Below are 22,388 nucleotides of genomic sequence, written 5' to 3'. Positions count from 1 at the left end.
CCTTCACTCCTCTTTCTCCCATGGATAATCTTCAGTACGTTCAAAAAAGTATTGCAGCTGTTTTGACCTTGAGACAGTGTGTTTCCTCTTAGGAAAAGCTCCAATTTGAATGAGCCGATCCAGTACAGTATTATCCCATCGACCAAGCCCTGAGATGTTTAGCATTTGCTTAACATGGAGGGCTGGATCTTGTTCCATTTGTTCAATACTTTTAATTCGAATTCTCCTCCACCACGGGTAAGGAAAAGAATAAGCTAACGCCGACAAGTGACTTAATCCTAATAAGAATTTGGCTCTTGGCATCCGAACTTCTTCATACCATTTTAATAGACGATTATCGAAATGACCCTTCCGTTTCATCCATGCAATGAGTTCTCCAAGCACATCTGCATCTTGAATGGCCAGGTTCATCCCCTCCCCAGCCATAGGATGTACAGCGTGGGCCGCATCCCCAATTAAAGCTAAGTTTTCAACTACATATCGATTCACATGATACATCGTAGGGATCATTAATTGAATGTCCTTCCAACTTTCAAGGGAAGCAACATGTTCACCAAGCTCCGGACACAATTCCTCGTAAGCCCGGTGAAAGTACTCAATCCCTTCTTCCTTCATACTCTTGTAAGTCCCTGCTTTAATAAGGAAAACGGTTCTAATCTTGTTGTCAGGTAGCGGAAACAACCCCAGGAATCGGTGATTGGTTGTAACAATCTTACCTGTTGTGAAATCAGCGGGTCTCGGAATCGTCACCGTAAGGAAATGATGATTGTACGTTCGATTATTCGCTTTAAGTCCCATCGCATTCCGTGTCGGAGAATTGCGTCCTTCTGCTCCTATGTAAAATCTCGCATGTATGGGTTCAATAGATTGATCTTTGGTGTGGCGTATGAGCGCTTTACCATCTTTAAATCCGGTAAAACGGGCGGGCTGGATGTACCGGAAGCTCCCCTCATATTGCTTTAATTTATCAAGCAATATGGCTTTTAAGGTCTCATGAGGAATCATTAGAGCGTAATTATACGGAGTCGCTAAGGATTCATAATCCATACACGATTCTCCGACTTTCCTGGGAGGTTCAGAGATTTGCCTCTCTAACTCAATAAATTCTAAGGAAGAGAAGGAGTGGCCATTCGCTAATACGCGGTCAATTATCTCCAAGTCCTCCAGGATCGCTAATGTTTTAGGCTGCAACAACTCCCCCTTATATTGAGGGGATTCGGCCTTTAGCTGTTCCACAACTGTAACCTGAACACCCCGGCTAGCTAATTTGACGGCAAGTGCTAGTCCCCCAACACCTCCACCATTCACTAAAACCTCGGTATCGATGATTTTCCCTCCCATCCCCTTTAATCGATTGTTAATCTATTCCACTCGCCAGAATGGATGAAACATTCTAACGCTTCCCCCTCTTGTATCGTTTTGGCGAAACTTTTGGTAGAATATTTGGTAACCTTCAACAAGAGGAGGATCAGACGATGTTTATCTATCAAATAAATAAAGAGCTACATTTAAAATTACTAGACGTCACTGATATAGACCGTTTATTTCGTTTAGTTAATTCCAATCGCAGACATTTGCGTAAATGGCTGCCCTGGGTCGATGTTACAGAGAAGCCTGAAGATACAAAACGTTTTATAGAAAGTACGATGCAGAAATTTGCGGATAATAAAGGGTTTGAAACAGGGATTTATTATAAAGGAGAGTTAGCCGGCGTTATTGGCGTCCATGAACTGGACCATCAGAATAAGAAGACAAGCATCGGTTACTGGTTAGGCGAAAACTTCCAAGGGAAAGGGATCGTCACGAAAGCCGCCACCACTTATTTGCACTATTTATTTGAAACACGCGGGTTCAATCGTGTAGAAATTCGGTGTGCCAAGCGTAACAAAAAGAGCCAGGCCATACCTGAACGCCTCGGCTTTACGAAAGAAGGAACGATCCGGCAATGTGAATGGGTCAATGACCGCTACGTTGACCATGTGGTATACAGTTTGTTAAAAGAAGAGTATAAACTCATGCAATCATAAAAGACTGGTCATCACACTTGATGACCAGTCTTTCGTTTTGTCTTCTGATACTAGGCGCGTTCAGACTGCTTCTCTTGATTCCGAAGTTCAACTCGACGAATTTTACCCGATGTGGTCTTTGGTAACTCATCAAGATACTCAATTTTCCTCGGATACTTGTATGGGGCTGTATGATCTTTAACATGTTGCTGAAGCTCTTGAGTCAGTTCTTCATGATTAACCTCTATATTTGGTTTCAGCACCACGAATGCTTTCACAATATTCCCTCTGATTTCATCAGGACTCGCCACAACCGCACATTCCTGAACCGATGGGTGCTTCACAAGAGCGTCCTCAACCTCAAATGGTCCGATTGTGTAACCAGAACTGATAATAATATCATCACTACGGCCCTCAAACCAGAAATAGCCATCCTCATCCATGCTAGCCTGATCTCCCGTAAGATAATAATCTCCTCGATAGGACATCTTCGTACGCTCAGGATCTTTATAATATTCTTTAAATAAAGCAGGTGTATTCAAATGAACAGCAATATCACCTATCTCCCCAGCACCTAGAGGATTCCCTTCTTCATCAATGATCGCTACCTCATTACCAGGGGTCGGTTTCCCCATAGACCCAGGTTTGACTTCCATTCCTTTAAGGATACCGACTAAGAGTGTGTTCTCCGTCTGCCCATAGCCATCTCGTACCGTAACCCCAAAATGATTTTGGAAGATGTCGATAACTTCGCGGTTTAAAGGCTCACCAGCAGATACTGCACTATGTAAATGCGAAAGATCATACTGGTCTAATCCATCTTGTTTGGCCATCAATCGATATTCTGTTGGCGTACAACACAATACATTAATGTTGTGGTTGTCCAATAGGGTCAGGTAGCGCTTTGGATCGAACTTTCCTTGGTATACAAACCCGGTTGCACCAGTCCCTAGTACAGATAAAAACGGACTCCATATCCACTTCTGCCAACCAGGTCCCGCTGTTGCCCAAACCTTATCACCTTCCTCAATGGCCAGCCACTTATAAGCAGCTGTGCGAAGGTGAGCGTACCCCCATCCATGAGTATGGACAACTCCTTTAGGGTTACCCGTTGTTCCTGATGTATAAGAAAGAAAAGCCATATCATCCCTAGCAGTAGGGGCTAACTCAAGCTCATCATTCTCTTGGTCCATTAAGTAATCTAAATAAAGCCATCCTTCAGCTTCATGACCGACAACAAATTTAGTAACTTGATCAATAACATCTACATCAGCAAATTGATCGACATAAGGATAATAGCTAACAACGGCCTTTGCCTCGCCATGTCTAATTCGATACTGCAGATCTTTTGCCCGAAGCATTTCTGAACTTGGTATAACCACTAGTCCAGCTTTTAAAGCACCAAGATAAACTTCATACGCTTCAATGAGCCGAGGCACCATAACGAGCACTTTATCTCCTTTCTTAAGGCCCTGCTCCAAGAAAGCGTTACCAATTTTACTTGCACGTTTACTCAATTTCCGATACGTAATCTCACGAGCATTCCCTGAATCATCTTCCCAGTGAAGGGCTGTATGATTCGGGTCTTTAGCAAATCGTTCTACTTCACTAACAACATTATACTGTTCTGGAGCAATAAGATCCTCACGTTTCATCCTGACATCCCCTTTCAGCAAATCAATCACCTTCATTATACCAAATTTTCTAACAATTAAGGAAGAGTGATCCTTCTGCTCTTCCTTCTCCTCTACTAAACATAAAAAAGCACGAGGTCTTTCTTCTACTAATAGAAGCAAAGAACCTCGTGCCTATTATGAAATGAGTTCAACCTCATCTTGATAGCTAGGGTGAAAGCGATAATACATCGGATAGGTCCTCATATACCAGAATTGAATAGCTGGGCCTAAGAAGAGGATGCCAGCTAACGTCCCAAGACCAACTGGACCTCCGATTAGAAATGCACTAGTAGCCATTACAACAGCTACGACCGTTTGCCCCATACGTAAGCTTAGGTTAAAACGATGACTTACAGTTAAGAAGAGCTGATCCACTGGTGCACGCGGGAATTCGGGCACAATGTAGATCGCCACACCAAGCCCTGTAATCAGAACGCCTGATATGAGCATGATCACTTGCAACAGAAACGGAGCTGCTGCGAAATCTAAATGTCCAAATACGATCTCAAGCCAGAAGTCTAGAATGAATCCTTCTAGTAAAACGGGAATCACTGCCCGAAATTCAGGTGCTTGTTTAACTAGCCATCCATTTAAAAAGATAATAAGAAATTGAAAGATAGCATACCACGTACCTACCGTAAAACCGAACAGGTCAGACATCCCAATGAAAAAAGAAGTCCAGAAACCTGCGCCAAGTGTGGCATTAATAATTAATGCTACACCAAAGAAATTGACAAACATTCCAAGAAGGTAAACCGTTACTCTGTATAACATGACGATTTCCCCCTTTCTTTGATGTAATCTTTTACTAAGCTCTAGGGCCAATCAAAAATCCTGAAAACATTCTACACCCGCTAAAACCACTGGTCAATACGTGTGCATCAGTTATTTATTAACGATTTTTAACAAACTAACACTTACCATGAAAGAGACATCAACCTTTCCTCAGGAACTCTTAAACTCCCACTTCGTTTCCGTTATCTATATACGAAAAGGAACAACTTCAAAATAAAAAAGAACCTGAGGGTGCTTCCTTCTCTACCATAGAGAAGGAAGCTCTCAGGTTCTTTTTCATCTATACTAATTCAAGTTCATCTTGATATTGAGGATGTAACCTATAATAAACCGGATAAGCATGCGTGTACCAGAACTGAATACCAGGGCCAAGGAATAGCATATTCGCTAACGTCCCAATGCCAACGGGACCTCCAATCAGATACGCGCTAATCGTTACAATAACAGCTACGATCGTTTGCCCTGTTCCAAGACTTACATTAAAACGTTTTCCAATGGCAAGGAACAATTGATTCATTGGTCCACGCGGAAATTCAGGCAGGATATAGATCGCAACACCGAGTCCACAAAAGATGACGCCAGCGATTAACATGACGATCTGTACGGCATATGGTGCAGTTGCAAAATTAAAGTTAGAGAAAACGACTTCTAACCAGAAATCTAATATTAAACTCTCTAATACGACTGGAATAATCGCTTTATATTCTGGAGCTTGTCTTACAAGCCAAGCATTTAAAAAGATAATTAAGAATTGAAAGATCCCGGTCCAAGTTCCGACCGTAAATCCAAATAAATCAGAAAGACCTATAAAGAAAGAAGCCCAAAACCCAGCTCCTAATGCTGCATTAACAATCAAGGCTACACCAAAGAAATTAACAAACATCCCAATTAGATAAACCGTAATTCTATATGACAATGAAGGGTCCCCTTTCTTAGTTCCGATGGCTAAGATGACCTTTATTTTTAAACCATTGATAATTGTAAAATCTACCACTTCTAGAGTCAATGAATTTACTAGATTTTTTGCCAAAAATAGTTTAAATTTCTATGATAAAGGGAAATGTAAACGTTATCTTTTTTATATTGATGTTCCTCGATATATTTCATAATTTTTAGATAAGTATAATTTCGACCTAAATATTAAACCTACACTAAAAAAGACTGATCGTTGTGATGATAAACCACCCAACTGATCAGTCTTTAAGAACGTTCTCTAAGGAACGATAAGTTGTCTTCTGTAAGTTCATAGATTCCAAGCTAAATTCCATATGGCGATCAATTAAATACAACAGACGGTCAAGGTCCCGGTTGTCGAGCGCTTCTATAATATGCTCGTGTTCAATAATACGAGTATTCCCCTCTATAGAAGAATCCCGATCATAGAATCCGTCAAACAAAACTAGATACACGTTCATTTGGTCAAGAATTCGTTCCATATATTCTTGCAAAAAGCTGTTCCTGGTTTTTTGCGCCAAATACATATGAAAAGATTTATTGACGTTAATATAGTGTAAAATGTCTACACGCTCATACGTTTCTTTCTCTTCAGAGATTAAATCCTTCATGGCTTTAAGATCTTCATCCGTTACGAAATCGATTGCTAAGCGCGCTGCTGTGCTCTCTAATTCTTTCCTCATAACAAAGGCTTGTTTAATTTCCTCAACGTTAGGTTGAACGACAAAAGCCCCGCGGTTTGGCACAATGGTGACAAGACCTTCTTGCTCCAAGCGAATCATGGCATGGCGAATCGGCGTTCTCGAGACACTCAGTTGCTCAGCAATCGTCTTTTCAACGAGCTGCGTTCCAGGAGCAATCCTTCTGTAAAGAATGGCTTCTTTCAGCGATTGATGAACGTGATCGATCATTGATTTTTTCTCACTCATGGTGACTGATACATCCTTTATAAACAAGTTCTTTTGTGACAAGTTTATTCCGTGTCCATTTCTCTCTTACGCTAAGCGTTTGAAGTTCTCTCCAATAATTTCATTCATGGAATGAACCGTAATAAACGCTGTATGATCAATTTCTGCAATATATTTTTTGAGACGCGTATAATCCTTACGCTTCAGAATTGTTGTAATTACTTCTTTTGAGTCTTGTGTAAAGGCACCTTTCGCTGTATGAATCGTGGCCCCTTTTCCAAGTTCATTTACTATAAATTCTTGAACGCGTTCACTCTCACGACTAATGATGACAATCTCTTTATTATTATCGAATTGCTGTAGTGCGTAGTCGATCACAATTCCATTCAGAATGACACCAAAGAAAGCATAAAGCCCAATTTGTGGTCCAAATAGGAATACAGATGACGTGGCAATCGCAATATCAGATAGTAATACAGCTTTCCCAAGTTCTAAGGAGAAGAATTTATTAATAATCATAGCAACAATATCCGTACCACCAGTAGACGCTCCCTGGTGAAAGACCATTGCAATACCAGCGGCTGCAATCATTTGACCAATAATAAGTTGAATTAGAATATCATCAGATAACGGCTGACTTAAAGGCGCTAGTTCCTCTAAAGCCCAAACCATAAAAGATACTGCAAAGCTTGTATAGATCGTTTTCGCCCCGAAGTTAAATCCGATAAAGATGAACCCTAATATGAAACAAAAAACGTTTAAAATTAACATAACAAGTCCAAGAGAAATATCTGGATAAATATTGTGAAGAACGATTGAAAGACCACTTACCCCGCCTGTTGCCAGGTTGTTAGGAGATAGGAAAAAGTGAACATTTACCGCTAAACAAAATACACCCAGATTGATAATTAAAAAAGAAAGGACTTTTTTGAACATACGCATCTTCCTTTACTTCAAATTGTTTTCGTATTGTCGACCAAAATTGTAGTACAATCTGAAATTATAAGACGCAAATAAGACGGTGTAAACAGATAAATATAACTTTTTACAAAAAATCTACAGACAGCTCCATCCGCTGATACAAAGGCGTTAGAAAGCGTTTACTTAAACTAATTTTCTAACAATTATAAAGAACTTAATACACACATAAAAAAGGCTTAGAGCCACTTTGCTCTAAGCCTTCTTTGAACATCCTGCTTTATTTATCTTCTAGCGCGCGTTTAATAAGTTGGAGATGATCCCCATCTTCTTTTTGAAGAGTCTTCTTAAACATCGGCTTGATCATTTTCATCTTTAACGTAGAAGCTTTAAGTTCACACTCGAATGTAACCTTCGTTTCTGAATCTCCCTGGCTATGAAAGGCATAATGGTAAATCGTTTCTAACCCTTCAAGGGCACTTCGCACAGAGTAGCGCTCATTGGGTACGAAATCAATTACTTCAATAGTCGAGGTGACTTTTCTACCTCTGATTTCCCTTGTTTCACTTATTTTAGTCCCAATGCCAAACTCGCCTTCTGTAACCTTTTGGGCCTCCACGACATTTGGCATCATATCTTTAAAATGGTCAGGGTCCGTCGTAAAAGAAAAAACCTCTTCACACGGGCGTTCAATTACAACTTCATCTGTAAAAGCACTCACAATTAGTCTCCTCCCCAAACGTTCTAGTTCCTCTATTATATCAAATGGGGAGGGTTTGTAATCTAGGAAGTGTGTGGCAATGAGGGTGGATTCGTAGATTGGGTGTGGATAATATAAGAAAGCGCTTCCTTTTCTGTTGAAAATTTACCTTCTATTGGGAACCATCCAAAGCGTTGTCTCAAACCTTGAACAGCTTCAAGATCGATGTACTTTAATTGGCCTGACTCATCGCGATAGACAGCATAGCCTTGTGTATCCAATTGAATATTTCCTTGCTGCATTCGCTTCTCTATATACCTCCGGGCCTGCTTCCTTGTAGGAAAGGCTGCTACAACATCAACATATCCCCAAACCTTCTGGAGTCCTTGATAATCATAGCTCGACAATATAAAAAAGCAATCAGGGGTTTGTACAACGACGAAGCGTTTCGCTCTTTCCATAGTTTCTTCCCCTCCTAAATGTAGCCTCTCTTCCATTATATCTCACTTCCTTTCTTTTATACTAGTCCAAATGAACGATTCATTTTACAAGTATGCTAGACTTATAATAGAAGAAAATACTAGAAATTTTGGAGGTATTATCACTTGAGAACATGGAAGATCGCCCTATCGATGGTTATGGTTATGATGCTGATGGTCATGTCCTATTCCCCTGCTACCGCTCAGCCTTCGACATCTAAGGAACTCACGATGGCTGAAAAGAAAGAAATCTTAACCTTAACAGCACTGGATTATGGAATTCCACCAGAGATCTTAAAGGCTATTGCTTATGAAGAAACCCGCATGATGCAGTTTAACGAAGACGGTACCCCGATTGAAACAAACGACAAAGGAATCGGGATCATGCAAGTCACCAATTACGACGGTGAAGTTGATGAGAATCGACTTAAAACCGATACAGCTTACAACATAAAAATAGGCGCTGAAATCTTAAAAGACAAATGGAACTGGATGGAAGCAAACGACAAAAGAGGACTCCCATCTATTAATGAAAGCAATCCCAAAATCCTGGAGCACTGGTATTTCCCAATCATGGCTTATAACGGTGCTTCAAAAAGAAATGACCCATCTGAACAAGTTGGGCTAACCTATCAGGAAGGGATTTATGACCGCATCGAAAAGAGCAGCTTAATTAATATCTCTCCTCTTCCAGAACTCGACTTTAATTACAACGAAGAAGGTGAACTCAAATTCCCAACCATGCACTACCAATGGGATCAAGCCAACACCTACTCTAGCCAGATGTTCTCTAAAGGGGACAACGTGGTCCTAATGAATGCTTCTAACTTTAATGAAAATTTCAGCCCTGCTTACGGCAACCTAAGAACTTCTCTTGAAGATGGAGCACCCGTTGTTGAAGAAGTTCCTTACTATACACAACTTACCATTGTAAGCGGCCCTCACTTCACAAACGACCAGAAACGAGATAATCATTTCATAACCTACGAAGTGAAAGGAAACGGCATTAATGGATACATCGCATCAGCAAACCTGAGAGATGACGACAGCTTTCAAACGGTTTTCTTGAAGAAAGAATCCCTACAACCAAGCAAAGCCGTCTCTCCACAGAAAACCTGGACCGTTTCATTTAACACGAAAATTGAACGTGACACCGTCACACCAAGAAACCTATATATCGTAAGTGAAAACGGAGTCGGCATAAGCTCCACCGTCTCACTAACCGATGACCTAAAAGCCGTTACCATCAACCCCACAAAAGACCTAGACCCTGGCACGTACCACCTTTACATCAAAGATATTCAATCCGCCAAAGGGGTAGACATCAAAGAACCTATACAAATGACCTTTACCGTTCAGTAAAGAGCAAAAAGGATGACGCTAAGCGTCATCCCTTTTTTGTTGAACCTTCGATGTTGAAAAAATTTTTTAAGAATAGAGCCGTAGACGTTTAACATTCAACATTCTAATATGGCTTGTTTCCTTTCTTCCTATTACGGCAAAGGTGGGCCTGGAAACTGCGAGACTCCCGTGGGCAGAAGAGCCTAGGTGAGACCCCGGAGGCCGGCTTTGCCGGCTGAGGAGGCTCACCAGCTCCCCACAGGAAAGCGAGTGGTTTCCAGGCCCACCTTATACTCAACTAAAGTTAAAGGAAACATTCTCGCTAGATCCGAGTCCACTATATAGGAGGACAGTTAAATAAAGACTGGCTCAAGCTGCCAGATACCGCTCGCATACTCATGAATCGTTCGATCACTCGAAAACTTCCCGGAATGAGCAATATTATGCAAACTCATACGACGCCATTCTTGTTGATCCGCATAAGCTTTTGCAATACGCTGCTGCGTATCAATATAAGCAGAAAAATCTTTCAGCACGAAAAATTCATCATGGTCAATCAGACTATAGTAAATCGACTTAAAGTCGACATCCTCTTTTACAAACGTTCCATTCATCAGTTGATCTAGTATCCGCTTTAACCTAGGATCTTGATTGTACATCTCCCTTGCATGGTAGCCACCTTTTTCATAATAAGACAGCACCTCGTGCGGTTTGAGACCGAATAAAAAGATATTCTCCTCCCCTACCGCTTCAGCCATTTCTATATTAGCTCCATCATGGGTCCCGATTGTTACAGCCCCATTCATCATGAACTTCATGTTCCCCGTCCCTGAAGCTTCCTTACTGGCTGTTGAAATTTGTTCACTAATATCAGAGGCAGGAATGATCCGCTCAGAATCAGATACACCGTAGTTTCGAATAAAGACAACTTTAATTTGATCGTCAATAGAAGGATCATTGTTAATGACATCCGCAATGGTATGAATCAGCTTCACAACACTTTTGGCTAAGTGATAACTAGGAGCCGCTTTCCCTCCAAAGATAAACGTTCGCGGCGTAATTCTTGCCTTCGGATTTTCTTTAAGGCGATGATAAAGGTCCATAATATGAAACACATTTAATAACTGACGTTTGTACGCATGCATCCGCTTGATTTGTACATCAAAGATCGAGTCAGGGTCCACAGCAATACCGTAATGATCAGCAATATGATTCGACAGCCTTTCTTTGTTATGGCGCTTTACATAAGCACTTGCCTCTTGGAGGGCCGGATCATTTGTAAGAGGCTGCAGATTCATAAGGTCACTCGGATTTTTTAACCAAGTTGAACCGATCGCTTCTGTAATGACTTTAGACAGATCCGAATTCGCATACATAAGCCATCGTCTATGAGTAATGCCGTTTGTCTTATTATTAAACTTATGAGGAGCCCACTCATAGAATGATTTCATCAACTCTTTCTTTAAGATATTACTATGAAGCTTCGATACACCGTTCACACTATAGCTTCCAACCACAGCTAAATTCGCCATATTCACATACCCATCCGCGATAATAGCCATATGGTGAATCTTCTCCCACTCCCCGGGATATGTTTCCCAAAGCGTTTTGCAGAAACGCTCATTGATCTCATCGATGATCATATAGATCCTCGGGAGAAGCGTTTGCATCAAATCAACAGACCATCTCTCAAGCGCTTCTGCCATAAGCGTGTGATTCGTATAAGAGATTGTTTTCTTTGTAATGGACCACGCTTCATCCCAACCTAGTCCTTCCTGATCCATTAAAAGGCGCATTAACTCTGGGATCGCCAGGACCGGATGAGTATCATTTGTATGAATCGCGACTTTGTTAGGAAGCTCCGATAAGTCATTGTGCATTCTTTTGAATCGGCACAGAATACTTTGAAGATTGGCTGATACGAGGAAGTATTGTTGTTTTAACCGAAGTCGTTTGCCCTCCTCTGTAGAATCATCAGGGTATAAGAATTCGGATATGGCTTCTGTGGCTTTCTTGTATTCTATAAGACGATGATAGTTGTGGTCATTCATTTGGTTGAAATCGAAATCTTTAATCGCCGATTCTGCGCTCCATAAGCGAAGAGAGTTTACCGTTTGGTTTTGATAGCCTACTACAGGCATATCGTAAGGGACAGCCAGAACCGGTTCGTAATCCTCATGAACAAAGGTCAGACCCCCGTCTTTTTCATAAGAAGTAACACGCCCTCCGAAGCGAACTTCTACTGCTTTATCAGATTTCCGAAGCTCCCACACATTTCCTTCTCTGAGCCAATAATCCGGAATTTCTACTTGATAACCATCGACAATCTTTTGTTCAAACAAGCCATATTTGTATCGAATTCCGCACCCGTGCCCTGGAAGACGAAGGGAAGCCATCGAATCGAGGAAGTCTGCAGCAAGACGCCCCAATCCACCATTTCCGAGTCCTGCATCTGGTTCTTGCTCTTCAATTCGGTCTAAATCGATCCCCAATTCTTCTAACCCTTGTTCACACAACTCACGGATGCCAAGGTTCATTAAATTGCTTTTTAATAATTTACCGAGCAGGAATTCCATAGACAGGTAATAGACTTGCTTCTCACCCTTATCCCGGTATTGGTTGTTCGTCGTAATCCAACTTCGGCTCACGTGTTCCCGAACCATTGACCCAAGCGTCATATATTGATCAGCGAGTGTCGTCTCCTCCACTCCTTTTCCATGCATGTTCACAAGCCTCTCAAGATAAGCGTCTTTAAAAGCATCCACGTTTCGAAACATTATAACCGCACCTCCTGGTCAGTATATAATAGAAGCTTTTGATACAAGTTTACGTATGCGGCAGATGGTTGATGCCATCCGCAATCGCAAGCTTTGATATTTTGAGTAATGCGCCACCATAGTAATGGGTCATCATAGAAGTGAAGCGCCCTTCTGAATGTGTGAAGCATGTCGTGAGCGTTGTAGCATGTGAAAGAAAATCCGGTTCCTTCCCCTGTGAATTCATTGAAAGACACGACCGTATCTCGCAAACCACCCGTTTCCCGAACAAGGGGCACTACTTCATACCGAAAAGCCATGAGAGTTTTACTAGTCCCTGGTTCATACTTAGAGGGCAACAGAGAAATGTCAGAAGCCGCATACATTTGCCTCAACAACTCTTCATCTGAACCTAAATGAACAAACATTTTCCCTCTATACGTCTCTTCAAAAGCCTTTAGTTTCTCCTCGAATATTGGATCTCCTTTTCCAATTACAAGAACTTGTACGTCTTCTTCCATCATCTCATCGAAGACATGTACGATAAGGTCCATTCCTTTATCCCCCACTAATGGAGTATCCAACAAAAAGACCGGTACTTCTCTGACGGGCAGATGAAGCTGTTCCTGAAGGACTCTTTTATTAACTGATTTCCATTCTTTCAGAGGAGGATGACATACAAGAGACGGGTCAGTATAAGGGTCATAAACCGAACCATCCATTCCAATCTGAATTCCAGTCAGCTTAGCTTGTTGTTCTCTGATCACGCCGTCTAACCCACACCCAAAGTAAGGGTCCCCTATCTCAGAAGCAAACGTTTCACTCAAAGTGGTTAGATGATCACTGTAAACTAAAGCTCCTTTCGTGACGTTCACTCCTCCATAGAATTCACACCGCGCTTCTTCACACCCCATCAGATCATGGAATGTTCCAGAAGGATAGACACCTTGTTCATTCATTTGATGAATGGTAAAGACGGTTTTTAACGAGTCATAATAAGGATCATGGGAATAGGCTTCACTCAACAAATACGGAATAAAGCCTGTTCGCCAATCATGACAATGGAGGAGGTCAGGCTTATGCTTAAGTTCTGGTAATACTTCAAGAACAGCCTGACTAAAGAATGCAAAACGCTCAGCTTCATGAAAAGACTGAGGGTCTCCGTAAATTTCTTCCTCACCAAAATACTCTTCTTGTTCGACAAAATAATAACGGATTCCATCAAACACGGCTTCCTTCAAATGAAAACCCTTCTCTCTCCATCCTAGCCTGACACGGCATGTTGCCCTGGTATCCATCACGGTACGGAAATGAGATGGAATTGCTTTATATAAAGGGAGTATGACACTTACTTCAACACCCTTCTCTTGAAGGGCCTTCGGTAAGGACCCAAGAAGGTCAGCTACTTCATTTGTTTTACAAAAAGGCATGCATTCTGAAGCAATGTGTAATACGTTCATATTCCCTCTCCTTACATTCATCTTCTAACAGACGCTTAACAGTCTAAAAGGCATATAGAAAAATGTATGCACAGGTTGAAGAAACATGACGCTTTTCCGGTAGCATAAAAAAGCCCAACCACGCTTGTGGTCAGGCTTTTCTCTATCCTTCTATACTTCTCCATAGAGTAAGTGAGGCATAACTTTTGTATGGGGTCCACTCTGGACTCATGGCATCTATTTGGTCATGCTTTGGCTTTGACTCTAACTCAAAGTATCGCTTCAGTGCATTTTGAATCCCGATATCAGCTTTTGGTAAAAAGTCTGCTCGTCCTGCACCAAATAATAGCCAATTCTCAACTGTCCAGGGGCCAATCCCGCGGATCTTCGTGAGCTTCTTCATGACCTCTTCATTCCCAAGCCCAGTGAGCTCATTTAGGTCTAGCTCTCCATTAACAATCTTCCTCGAGGTATCGATTACATATTCCGCTTTTCGTTGACTGAACTGTAGCTCCCTAAGTTCTTCATACGGAATATCTGCTACACGTTCAGGGGTTGGATAGAACCATACTCCATCAATTTCATTCCCATAAGTCTTCACAAACCGAGTACTCAATGTATAGGCAAACTTCATATTGAGTTGCTGATGAATAATCGTTTTCATCAGGCAGTCATAAGGATGATAGTCTTTGACAATCGGCGTATGAGGGTGATCAGTAAATAATTGAGCAAGATTCGTATGCATAAAGTGCTCTTGAATCACCCCAAGGTCAATATCCCACTGAAATAAATCATGGATCCGGTGAAGCAACTCTTTTTTTCTATCCTCGGAGTCGCCCCTAATGACAAACTCAGGCTCTTCTCTTGTTCCTCTAGCTTCCACATGCACAACGTGTTGTTCATCCCCTAGTTGTACAGGAATAAGAACCCATCTTTCTTCTTTGCTTAAATGACTTAATGGATCAAGACTAAAGCGAATCAGCGTATAGTCAAAATCATAAGGGGTTGATAACCGAACGGTTTCCTCCCACACCTGAACCCTCTCCCTTCTTCGACGATCTGATTTCTTATTACGCTACCTAAAAACCTTCCTATTGTAAATCAATAAGGTTTTCTTGTTTACCCTTCCCTTAAAAAAGGAAAAGAAAAAGCAACAGAACGTAAACAATGCGAAGAGGTGAACATAATGGATGACAAATTAATCGTTAAAATTGCAACCATTGAAATCCCAGTTTCAGACTTGGACAAGTCACAAGAGTTTTATACTGAAATACTCGGGCTACACACAGTAGAGAAGAAAGACCATGTTTGTTACCTTTCTTTCGGCGAAAAGGGAACAGCAACCATTAAATTAACGGAAACAGATCAGGTTTCACCTTTATATTTTTCTAACTCAAACGAGAATATTGAGCACAATCCTGTCATAGATTTTTATACAACGGATATTCATGCCTGCCATCACTTCTTCCACGATGTGAGCCTCTCGGTAACCAATATTGAAGAAGCCGATCGCGGGAAAGCTTTTTACTTCCAAGATCCTGATGAGCACTGGCTATCCATGAGTTCCACGAACCACGCAAATGAATAGGAGTTGATTTCATGAGCTCCGAGCAAATGGGGGCGGTTCATTCTTATCCAGATTCCCCCAAAGGATATCATCATTTTATTCAAACGTGTGAAAGAAATGGCACCTGTTTCGTTAACAAGAACGTCTTAGTTCTAGGATGCGGAAGCGGCTCGTTCACAAACGCTCTCTCCCAACATCAAGTGCATGTTACAGGGCTTGATCGTTCTGAGGAGAAACTTAAAGTGGCCAAAAGCCAAAATGAAAAGATTATTTATCGCAAAGGAGATGCAGAGCACCTCCCATTTGAAAAGGACAGTTTCGATATCGTGGTGGCATTTGGGGTATGGCACTTATTTGACCGCCCTAAAGTATTAAGCGAAGTCAGTCGTGTCCTAAATGACAAGGGTCTCCTTTTCATCGCACAGGAAGCCATGCATTCGGCCGAGCGTCAAACCAAAATTCTCCCCCATTTCCCAGAGGTATGGAGCAAAGAATGGCAAGAAACAAAATGGCAGATCAAAGATCAGTGGCAAGTTCAGCCCCTCCCATCTTCCTCCGAACGTGAAAAAACGTTTTTTCAAAATGATCAACGTGTACACGAGACTAATTTTATGGAAGTAGAAACGAGCTATTCTTGTATTACCTTAAAGAAATAGCGAGCCTTTAGTAAAGGCTCGCTATTTTTTATAGTCCTGATAGCGTCTGCAACGGATCAGGTAACATCTGTTTTAACACGAGATCATCCAAGCTTTTAAATGTATAGCCTCTCTTATGAAGCTCATCGATCATATGTTCAAGAGCCAGCGCGTTATCTTCTGAAACGGTGTGCAATAAGATAATGGCCCCTGGGTGGACTTGTTGCATCACACTTCGGTATGCGTACTCCCACCCTTTTTGTCCATCTGTATGCCAATCAACGAAGGCAAGTGACCAGAACATCGTAATATAGCCTAATTCTTGAGTAGCAGCAAGACTATTCTCACTAAACGTCCCTCTAGGCGGACGTAGGTATTGCATCGAGTCTTGATCTGTTATCTTAGCCACAGCATCTTCGACCCGTTTTAATTCCTTCTTAATCTTCTCGGGAGACGTTTTGGAGAAATCAGGATGACTCCAGGAATGGTTGCCGACTATATGGCCTTCCTTCACCATTCGCTTCACAAGGTCCGAAGCACTGTTTACGTAATGCCCTGTCACAAAAAACGTGGCCGGTACTTCTTTGTCCTTCAGCACATCTAAAATCTCATCCGTGTATCCTTGCTCGTATCCATTATCAAACGTTAAATACACCACTTTCTCATCGGTCTTATCCATGTAATACCCACCGTACTTCTCAAGCAAAGGACCATATTTCCCAACATCAGGCGCCTCTCCCTCACCGCCTCTACTGAATCCCCACCCATAACTACCGTGAGCACTCACATCCGGAGCATACAACAAACTCATCACTACCATACTAATGAGTAAACAAATCCTCACAAGCACACACCACCTTTTTACATTAGTCTCCATCACCACCCACGAAATATACATCACAGAACTAAAGCGTGTCAGACACCCTTTAGCGCTGTAAAGATCTTCAGGGTGTCTGACACCCTGTACTTCTTTAAAGCATAAAAAAGCCTGCCCCGGTGTAGCGGGGCAGGCTAATGGAACATGTATTGATTTATAAGATAATCGCTGCGACCCAACCGAACACAAACAATGGAATGTTGTAGTGTATGAATGTTGGTACGCATGTGTCCCAAATGTGGTTGTGACGCCCATCGGCATTTAAGCCTGATGTCGGGCCAAGTGTACTGTCAGAAGCAGGAGAACCTGCATCCCCGAGCGCTCCGGCTGTACCAATTAGCGCGGCTGTAGCAAGTGGAGAGAACCCAACTGCCATACAAATCGGTACATAAAGAGCGGCTAAGATCGGAATAGTACCAAAGGAAGAACCAATTCCCATTGTAATAACAAGTCCTACAACGAGAAGAAGGAAGGCGATAACCATTTTGTTATCCCCTAGTTGCCCAGATGTTTGCTCAACAAGGGCATTCACAGCTCCTGTCTTCTGAATGACATTCGCGAATCCAGACGCAATTAACATCACAAACGCGATCGTCCCCATCATTCCGATTCCTTCAGAGACAACTTGATCGCCTCGTTTGAAAGGAACAACACGGAAGACAAACATTGAAACAAGGCCAACAAGCGCTCCTAACACCATGCTTCCTGTATACCACTGGATGCCTAAAGCAAAGAGAATCGCCAGGATAGTTAAAGCGTGGTTGAAGCCAAATGGTTCAGCCTTTTCTTCAGTAGCTGCGACCTCCGCTGTTTCAGAATCAACATGAATAACTTCCTTCGGGTCACGCGGCTTACGGTACGTTATGAATACCGCAATGAGTAAACCAACAATCATCCCTAATCCAGGAACAAGCATAGCTTGAGCAATTTCTGGAACAGAGACGGCTGCCCCATTTTCCTTCATGGAGTCCTGAATGGTTTTGTGGAAAATCAGACCGAATCCAGCAGGAATCATTAAATATGGTGCTTTTAAACCAAACGTTAATGCTGTTGCTACACCACGTCGGTCGATTTTCATTTCGTTAAAGAGCTTTAATAAAGGCGGAATGAGAATTGGAATAAAAGCAATGTGGATCGGCACAAGGTTTTGAGATAAAGATGCGACACCTGCAATAACAAGTAGCAGAATGGATCGCTTCCCTTTCATCACCTTTAATAAGTTCTGAACAAGAATTCCTGTAATACCTGAGTAGGCAATTGTGACGGCAAAAGCTCCTAACAAAATATAGCTCAAGGCGACTTCCGCTTGTCCTCCCATACCTTTAATAATTAAATCCAATGTTTCAGTTAAGCTAGCTCCTGTCATTAGACCTGCTGTAAGTCCGGCAGCAAGTATAGCAATAATGACGTTCACTCTGAGCAGACTTAATACAGTCATAACTAGAACCGAAACAACCACTGACCAAGCAAGCATGATTTATGAACCTCCTAAAACCTCAAGAATTTATATATTTTACGTCATCGTATTAGTTCGTTAACAATTTAATATGGTAAAGGACTAACGCAAAAAAATCAACCCTCTTGATTAAAAAAAGGGAGGTGGGAATATCTGATAGTTTTTGAATAAAAAAAAGGAAGCATTGGGATGCTTCCTTAGCTGAATAATAATTAACCCATACCTTTTATATCTGGATCACTAAATTGAATAATTTGGGGTGCAGTCTCTACACTATTATTTTGTTTGTAATCCGCATGTCCTACTTGAAGTGTAATTGCTATTGCAACCGCACTAATGAGCATTAGCGTTCTCTTCTTCAATGCTATTCCACCCCCTTTTTTGCAATTCCCTTAACGGCAGCTTCGAGAAGAAAAAATCTTTCTTTTCCTTCAGCAGCCTTTGATAAGAGTTATATAATACTTTTTCATCCCCTGTAGCTAAACCTAAATAATACTCTTGATAAGGAGTTAGTTCCTCTAGAGAATTCAATAAACGAACCGCCTCTTCAGCGTTACCTTTTACCGCTTCTAAATGCGCCGCTTCAGGTATATCATTAGTTTCTATACCGTCACAATCATTGTTTACCGCATGCATAAAAGGCACAATTCTATTATTAATTACCCCTAGAAAGTAGGATAAATCGTACTTAATGGCTATGTCTTTAGCCTCTTTGATGTATACTTTCGCTTTTTCAAAATCATCAAATACATAAGTTTCCGCTAAATTAGCAGTAACATAACATTTTTTTGCATAATTTATTAAAGAGTTTTCTATTAAATTTCGCCCATAGTTTCTAGCTGCCTCTATGTCATTTCGTTTAAAATGGTGAACGAACAACATTTCATTTTCCCTTAACTGAAAGTATATTCTTAACAAAGTATTATTTATTTTCAATAACTGTTTAGTTAAAATCCCTCTATAATTATCTATAACTTTAAAATCGAACTTGTCACAGTGCACGTAAATCTTAGTGAAAATTATCAAGCATTCTAACTCTGGGTCTGAAGTCTGAAATCTAGAGAAGAATGCCTCAAAGTCATCAATCTCAGCATTCCTCAATTTTCTATCCAAGAAGAATTGATAGAGATAAGCCCACTCCCGATTAATTTGATTTGCTGATTCTTCATTTATTTTAACTAGTTCTTGTACTTCGTCTAGCAATCCATTCATATACAAATACTCCAAACCGACTCGCTTATTTTCGTCAGTTTGGCAATGAAAACAAAATTCTTTCGTTAACTGTATAGTCGTGATCTCATCGTATTCCTTAGTTAACTGCTGCAACACGGTAAACAGCGCGGGTTCATCAGGACCCACTAGCTGCCGGACCGATTCTAATTGCTCAGAAGAACAGACTGGACCGGTTTCTTCATTTCGCATATGCTTAATCCCCTTATATAGAAGATTGAATTCACATCTGATAGTCTTCAAACAAGATGCCGGAATTCTAGTTGCTTTATGAGGTTCATTTATACGGTGTCCTTTTTCACATTTCTACATTGTCAATGATTCTCTTTAACTATCTTAGTTATCATCTTAATATAAAAATGGAATTTTTACCATTCTAAATGTTTAAAAATCAAGAATTTATAGAAAAATCAAGAAAATCTACAAACCCTCCTACATCAGTACCCTAAAACTTCTCCCTTTACTCACATGGTCGATTATACCCACGCACGTAATTCCTTATATGACTATAAAAAAAGACACCTTAAAAGGTGCCTCTTCCCTACATACGATCTTCTAATTCTTCTAGCATTTTAATTAAACGATCCACATCTTCAACAGATGTATGCTCAGGGTCTAACTCGTCAATCTTTGTCATGAATGTATTCAGACGTAATTTCAGTTCGTCAATTCTAGCTTCGTTACTCATGGGTGCGCTCCTTTTTCGGTTGAATTCATGTAGCTCTATCCTATTAGAAAAGTCGTATTTTGTCTAATGGCGCCGAGCGTTTATAGAGCCTCTCTTCAGTCCATGCTATAATAGAGCCATTATAAGGCATGACGGAGGTTTGGTTATGAACGATTGGGTAAGCAATGCACAAGGCTGGTATGACACATTCATTCAAATATTTGATTATAAAATTGTTCAAGTAATTGTAGCCGTTCTGCTCGTTTTCATCGGCGTTCGATTCATAAGACGGTCAATTAGATCCTTCTTTGACCGGACATCTTTCATAGAAGAACGAAAAGAAAAGACGCTTGAATCGATGATCAATTCTATCGTTTCCTATACAGCTACCATTGGAATTATTATTTATGTTCTCTCGGTATACGGCGTACCTGTTGGCAGTATGCTGGCAGGGGCTGGTGTGATTGGTATTATTCTCGGTTTCGGTGCCCAGAGTCTTATACGGGATATACTTTCTGGTATCTTCTTCATCTATGAGAAGCAGTTACACAAAGGTGATTTTGTCTCGATTAACGACAAATTTATTGGAACGGTTGAAGACATTGGACTACGTTTCTTAAAAATCAGGCAGTGGAGCGGGAAACTACTGACAATCAGTAATGGACAAGTATCTTCTATTCAAAACTATAATATAGACCATATGCGTGTCATTGAAGCCATTACAGTCAGCTTCACAGAAGACCCTAAGCGCGTCTTCTCCCTCTTAGAAGAAACGTGCGAACAGCTTAATGAGGAACTTGGACAATACCTCAAGAAAGATTTAACCGATAAACCAATTCAACCTTTCCAAGTGTACGGAATGACTTCTCTAAATAAAGACCACAGAGGGTACGAGTATACCATTGTCGGATTAACAGAAGACCTTGTCTACTGGACCGCAGCGAAAGAGGCCAGAAGGATGATTGCAGAGCGCCTATTTGATGCTGGTATTCAAATGTCACTCCAACACATCGACATCCCCTCACCACCATCCACTGAACAAAACCAATAAAATGCCTGCCCAAAACATGGGGCAGGCATTCTTTAATGCTGCAAAGAACTACCGCGTGTCAGACACCCTTTATCACTGTGAAGCAACGCTTGGTGTCTGGCACGCTTTATCATGCTAAAGTTATTGGATGCTAAAGTTGAAGGAGATGTGGTCTTGGATTGGGATCCAGGCTCCGATTCCTTGTTTGGTTACGTTTTTAACGACCAGGTATTTCTTTGAACCTTTAAGCTCAATGTAAACTTCACCGAACGTAACTTTACCTTTTTCATTTACGGCTGGTGCAAATGCACTTAGTGTCCCGATCTTCTTAGGCGGGATGCCGTATGAATTGTCTTTCTTTGTTCCTTTACCAAATACGGTATGGAAAGAAAGGGGTAAGTCAGTGTTATCTTGTGCTTCAAGAAGCATCATCTTCTTGATATCTTCAGTCTTATCAATCTTAGCTGTTAACCCACCTTTAATGTGCTTTTCAGCTTCTTGATTGTAATTAAGCTTTTGCGTTTCTTTTCCACCTAGATTGTTTAATTGATTTTGGTTAATCTTTTGATACTGCCAGTTGATGCTTGTTTCTTGCGACTCATATTGAAGGGGCCAATGTCCCATATAAATCATCCCACGATACCCAATCGCAACAGGAGAGGGGCGTAGGTTCGTTTCATTTAACATCTTAATCAATTGAGGGTTTTCAATTTTTACTTCTGACCCTTCAATCAGTTCTCTTGTTAGCTCACTTGGCTCTAACGTCATTTGGTCTTGTGTTGAATTTGGGTAGGTATTCTCTTTAGAGATATTTAACACATGACTTGGGATTTTCCCTCTTTCCTCTTGGTTTCCTTCTGGCGCCTTCTTCTCAGCAGCATTTGCAAACCCCGGAACAAGTAAAACAATAGCGACAATAAGAGCAAGGAATTGTTTCATATCTATTTTCATCGG

General features: G+C 41.1%; 21 protein-coding genes. 5 read left to right on the top strand and 16 right to left on the bottom strand.

Features of this window, described 5'->3' with window-relative positions; genetic code table 11:
• Positions 1-3 precede the first annotated feature (3 nt).
• On the bottom strand, positions 4-1,341 hold the full coding sequence (locus QNI29_RS02765) for an FAD-dependent oxidoreductase (RefSeq protein WP_231419298.1): 1,338 nt from the start codon (positions 1,339-1,341) through the stop codon (positions 4-6).
• 134 nt (positions 1,342-1,475) lie between these two features.
• Here QNI29_RS02765 and QNI29_RS02760 point away from each other — a divergent pair, with 134 nt between their 5' ends.
• On the top strand, positions 1,476-2,027 hold the full coding sequence (locus tag QNI29_RS02760; RefSeq protein ID WP_231419297.1) for a GNAT family N-acetyltransferase: 552 nt from the start codon (positions 1,476-1,478) through the stop codon (positions 2,025-2,027).
• A 50-nt stretch (positions 2,028-2,077) separates the two neighbouring features.
• Here QNI29_RS02760 and mbcS read toward each other — a convergent pair whose 3' ends face one another.
• The 7 genes from mbcS to QNI29_RS02725 all read right to left on the bottom strand — a co-directional run bounded on the left by mbcS (position 2,078) and on the right by QNI29_RS02725 (position 8,418).
• On the bottom strand, positions 2,078-3,661 hold the full coding sequence (gene mbcS, locus QNI29_RS02755) for an acyl-CoA synthetase MbcS (RefSeq protein ID WP_231419296.1): 1,584 nt from the start codon (positions 3,659-3,661) through the stop codon (positions 2,078-2,080).
• Positions 3,662-3,817: 156 nt separating this feature from the next.
• A complete protein-coding gene (locus tag QNI29_RS02750) occupies positions 3,818-4,456 on the bottom strand; it encodes a YczE/YyaS/YitT family protein (RefSeq protein ID WP_231419295.1) in 639 nt (212 codons plus the stop codon).
• Between the two features lie 301 nt (positions 4,457-4,757).
• Positions 4,758-5,507, bottom strand: coding sequence for a YczE/YyaS/YitT family protein (locus QNI29_RS02745; protein ID WP_284526756.1), 750 nt, complete (start codon positions 5,505-5,507; stop codon positions 4,758-4,760).
• Positions 5,508-5,670: 163 nt separating this feature from the next.
• On the bottom strand, positions 5,671-6,360 hold the full coding sequence (locus tag QNI29_RS02740) for a GntR family transcriptional regulator (RefSeq protein ID WP_231419293.1): 690 nt from the start codon (positions 6,358-6,360) through the stop codon (positions 5,671-5,673).
• 66 nt (positions 6,361-6,426) lie between these two features.
• A complete protein-coding gene (locus QNI29_RS02735; protein ID WP_231419292.1) occupies positions 6,427-7,275 on the bottom strand; it encodes a YitT family protein in 849 nt (282 codons plus the stop codon).
• A gap of 262 nt (positions 7,276-7,537) precedes the next feature.
• Positions 7,538-7,978: an SRPBCC family protein gene (locus tag QNI29_RS02730; RefSeq protein ID WP_231419291.1), complete on the bottom strand. Its 441-nt coding sequence runs from the start codon at positions 7,976-7,978 to the stop codon at positions 7,538-7,540.
• Between the two features lie 62 nt (positions 7,979-8,040).
• Positions 8,041-8,418, bottom strand: coding sequence for a hypothetical protein (locus QNI29_RS02725; protein ID WP_231419290.1), 378 nt, complete (start codon positions 8,416-8,418; stop codon positions 8,041-8,043).
• A 144-nt stretch (positions 8,419-8,562) separates the two neighbouring features.
• Between QNI29_RS02725 and QNI29_RS02720 the strand changes: the two genes are divergently transcribed.
• On the top strand, positions 8,563-9,798 hold the full coding sequence (locus tag QNI29_RS02720; RefSeq protein WP_231419289.1) for an Ig-like domain-containing protein: 1,236 nt from the start codon (positions 8,563-8,565) through the stop codon (positions 9,796-9,798).
• A 332-nt stretch (positions 9,799-10,130) separates the two neighbouring features.
• Here QNI29_RS02720 and QNI29_RS02715 read toward each other — a convergent pair whose 3' ends face one another.
• From QNI29_RS02715 to QNI29_RS02705, 3 genes are all read right to left on the bottom strand, one after another.
• The gene (locus QNI29_RS02715; protein WP_231419288.1) at positions 10,131-12,554 is read right to left on the bottom strand and encodes a glycogen/starch/alpha-glucan phosphorylase; all 2,424 of its coding nucleotides are present in this window, start codon (positions 12,552-12,554) and stop codon (positions 10,131-10,133) included.
• Positions 12,554-13,993 carry a glycogen synthase gene (locus tag QNI29_RS02710; RefSeq protein ID WP_231419287.1) on the bottom strand — a complete coding sequence of 480 codons (1,440 nt, stop codon included), beginning with the start codon at positions 13,991-13,993 and terminating at the stop codon, positions 12,554-12,556. The genes QNI29_RS02715 and QNI29_RS02710 overlap by 1 nt, the downstream gene beginning before the upstream one ends.
• A gap of 142 nt (positions 13,994-14,135) precedes the next feature.
• Positions 14,136-15,005 (bottom strand): DNA-3-methyladenine glycosylase family protein, encoded by an 870-nt coding sequence (locus QNI29_RS02705; RefSeq protein ID WP_231419286.1) that lies wholly within the window; start codon positions 15,003-15,005, stop codon positions 14,136-14,138.
• A gap of 153 nt (positions 15,006-15,158) precedes the next feature.
• Here QNI29_RS02705 and QNI29_RS02700 point away from each other — a divergent pair, with 153 nt between their 5' ends.
• Both QNI29_RS02700 and QNI29_RS02695 read left to right on the top strand, forming a co-directional pair.
• Complete coding sequence (locus QNI29_RS02700) at positions 15,159-15,560, top strand: VOC family protein (protein ID WP_231419285.1); 402 nt, start codon at positions 15,159-15,161, stop codon at positions 15,558-15,560.
• Between the two features lie 11 nt (positions 15,561-15,571).
• Entirely contained in the window at positions 15,572-16,195 is a 624-nt protein-coding gene (locus tag QNI29_RS02695) for a class I SAM-dependent methyltransferase (RefSeq protein WP_231419284.1), read from the top strand.
• Between the two features lie 28 nt (positions 16,196-16,223).
• Here QNI29_RS02695 and pdaA read toward each other — a convergent pair whose 3' ends face one another.
• The 4 genes from pdaA to QNI29_RS02675 form a co-directional block, all read right to left on the bottom strand.
• Complete coding sequence (gene pdaA / locus QNI29_RS02690) at positions 16,224-16,994, bottom strand: delta-lactam-biosynthetic de-N-acetylase (protein WP_231419374.1); 771 nt, start codon at positions 16,992-16,994, stop codon at positions 16,224-16,226.
• 211 nt (positions 16,995-17,205) lie between these two features.
• On the bottom strand, positions 17,206-18,525 hold the full coding sequence (locus QNI29_RS02685; RefSeq protein ID WP_231419283.1) for a Na+/H+ antiporter family protein: 1,320 nt from the start codon (positions 18,523-18,525) through the stop codon (positions 17,206-17,208).
• Between the two features lie 315 nt (positions 18,526-18,840).
• The gene (locus tag QNI29_RS02680; protein ID WP_231419282.1) at positions 18,841-19,929 is read right to left on the bottom strand and encodes an AimR family lysis-lysogeny pheromone receptor; all 1,089 of its coding nucleotides are present in this window, start codon (positions 19,927-19,929) and stop codon (positions 18,841-18,843) included.
• Positions 19,930-20,278: 349 nt separating this feature from the next.
• Entirely contained in the window at positions 20,279-20,425 is a 147-nt protein-coding gene (locus QNI29_RS02675) for an SE1561 family protein (RefSeq protein ID WP_231419281.1), read from the bottom strand.
• A gap of 145 nt (positions 20,426-20,570) precedes the next feature.
• Here QNI29_RS02675 and QNI29_RS02670 point away from each other — a divergent pair, with 145 nt between their 5' ends.
• Positions 20,571-21,455, top strand: coding sequence for a mechanosensitive ion channel family protein (locus QNI29_RS02670; RefSeq protein WP_231419280.1), 885 nt, complete (start codon positions 20,571-20,573; stop codon positions 21,453-21,455).
• Between the two features lie 120 nt (positions 21,456-21,575).
• Here QNI29_RS02670 and QNI29_RS02665 read toward each other — a convergent pair whose 3' ends face one another.
• Complete coding sequence (locus QNI29_RS02665; protein WP_231419279.1) at positions 21,576-22,385, bottom strand: YfkD famly protein; 810 nt, start codon at positions 22,383-22,385, stop codon at positions 21,576-21,578.
• Positions 22,386-22,388 lie beyond the last annotated feature (3 nt).

Source organism: Pontibacillus chungwhensis, from assembly GCF_030166655.1.
In the GTDB taxonomy this organism is placed as follows: domain Bacteria; phylum Bacillota; class Bacilli; order Bacillales; family BH030062; genus Pontibacillus.
This window is presented reverse-complemented; position numbering and strand designations above follow the sequence as displayed.

Coding starts and splice junctions, on each gene's coding strand:
- QNI29_RS02765 (WP_231419298.1), bottom strand. CDS start 1,341: ATGGGAGGGAAAATCATCGATACCGAGGTTTTAGTGAATGGTGGAGGT.
- QNI29_RS02760 (WP_231419297.1), top strand. CDS start 1,476: ATGTTTATCTATCAAATAAATAAAGAGCTACATTTAAAATTACTAGAC.
- mbcS (WP_231419296.1), bottom strand. CDS start 3,661: ATGAAACGTGAGGATCTTATTGCTCCAGAACAGTATAATGTTGTTAGT.
- QNI29_RS02750 (WP_231419295.1), bottom strand. CDS start 4,456: ATGTTATACAGAGTAACGGTTTACCTTCTTGGAATGTTTGTCAATTTC.
- QNI29_RS02740 (WP_231419293.1), bottom strand. CDS start 6,360: ATGAGTGAGAAAAAATCAATGATCGATCACGTTCATCAATCGCTGAAA.
- QNI29_RS02735 (WP_231419292.1), bottom strand. CDS start 7,275: ATGTTCAAAAAAGTCCTTTCTTTTTTAATTATCAATCTGGGTGTATTT.
- QNI29_RS02725 (WP_231419290.1), bottom strand. CDS start 8,418: ATGGAAAGAGCGAAACGCTTCGTCGTTGTACAAACCCCTGATTGCTTT.
- QNI29_RS02715 (WP_231419288.1), bottom strand. CDS start 12,554: ATGTTTCGAAACGTGGATGCTTTTAAAGACGCTTATCTTGAGAGGCTT.
- QNI29_RS02710 (WP_231419287.1), bottom strand. CDS start 13,993: ATGAACGTATTACACATTGCTTCAGAATGCATGCCTTTTTGTAAAACA.
- QNI29_RS02700 (WP_231419285.1), top strand. CDS start 15,159: ATGGATGACAAATTAATCGTTAAAATTGCAACCATTGAAATCCCAGTT.
- QNI29_RS02695 (WP_231419284.1), top strand. CDS start 15,572: ATGAGCTCCGAGCAAATGGGGGCGGTTCATTCTTATCCAGATTCCCCC.
- pdaA (WP_231419374.1), bottom strand. CDS start 16,994: ATGGTAGTGATGAGTTTGTTGTATGCTCCGGATGTGAGTGCTCACGGT.
- QNI29_RS02685 (WP_231419283.1), bottom strand. CDS start 18,525: ATGCTTGCTTGGTCAGTGGTTGTTTCGGTTCTAGTTATGACTGTATTA.
- QNI29_RS02680 (WP_231419282.1), bottom strand. CDS start 19,929: ATGCGAAATGAAGAAACCGGTCCAGTCTGTTCTTCTGAGCAATTAGAA.
- QNI29_RS02675 (WP_231419281.1), bottom strand. CDS start 20,425: ATGAGTAACGAAGCTAGAATTGACGAACTGAAATTACGTCTGAATACA.
- QNI29_RS02670 (WP_231419280.1), top strand. CDS start 20,571: ATGAACGATTGGGTAAGCAATGCACAAGGCTGGTATGACACATTCATT.
- QNI29_RS02665 (WP_231419279.1), bottom strand. CDS start 22,385: ATGAAAATAGATATGAAACAATTCCTTGCTCTTATTGTCGCTATTGTT.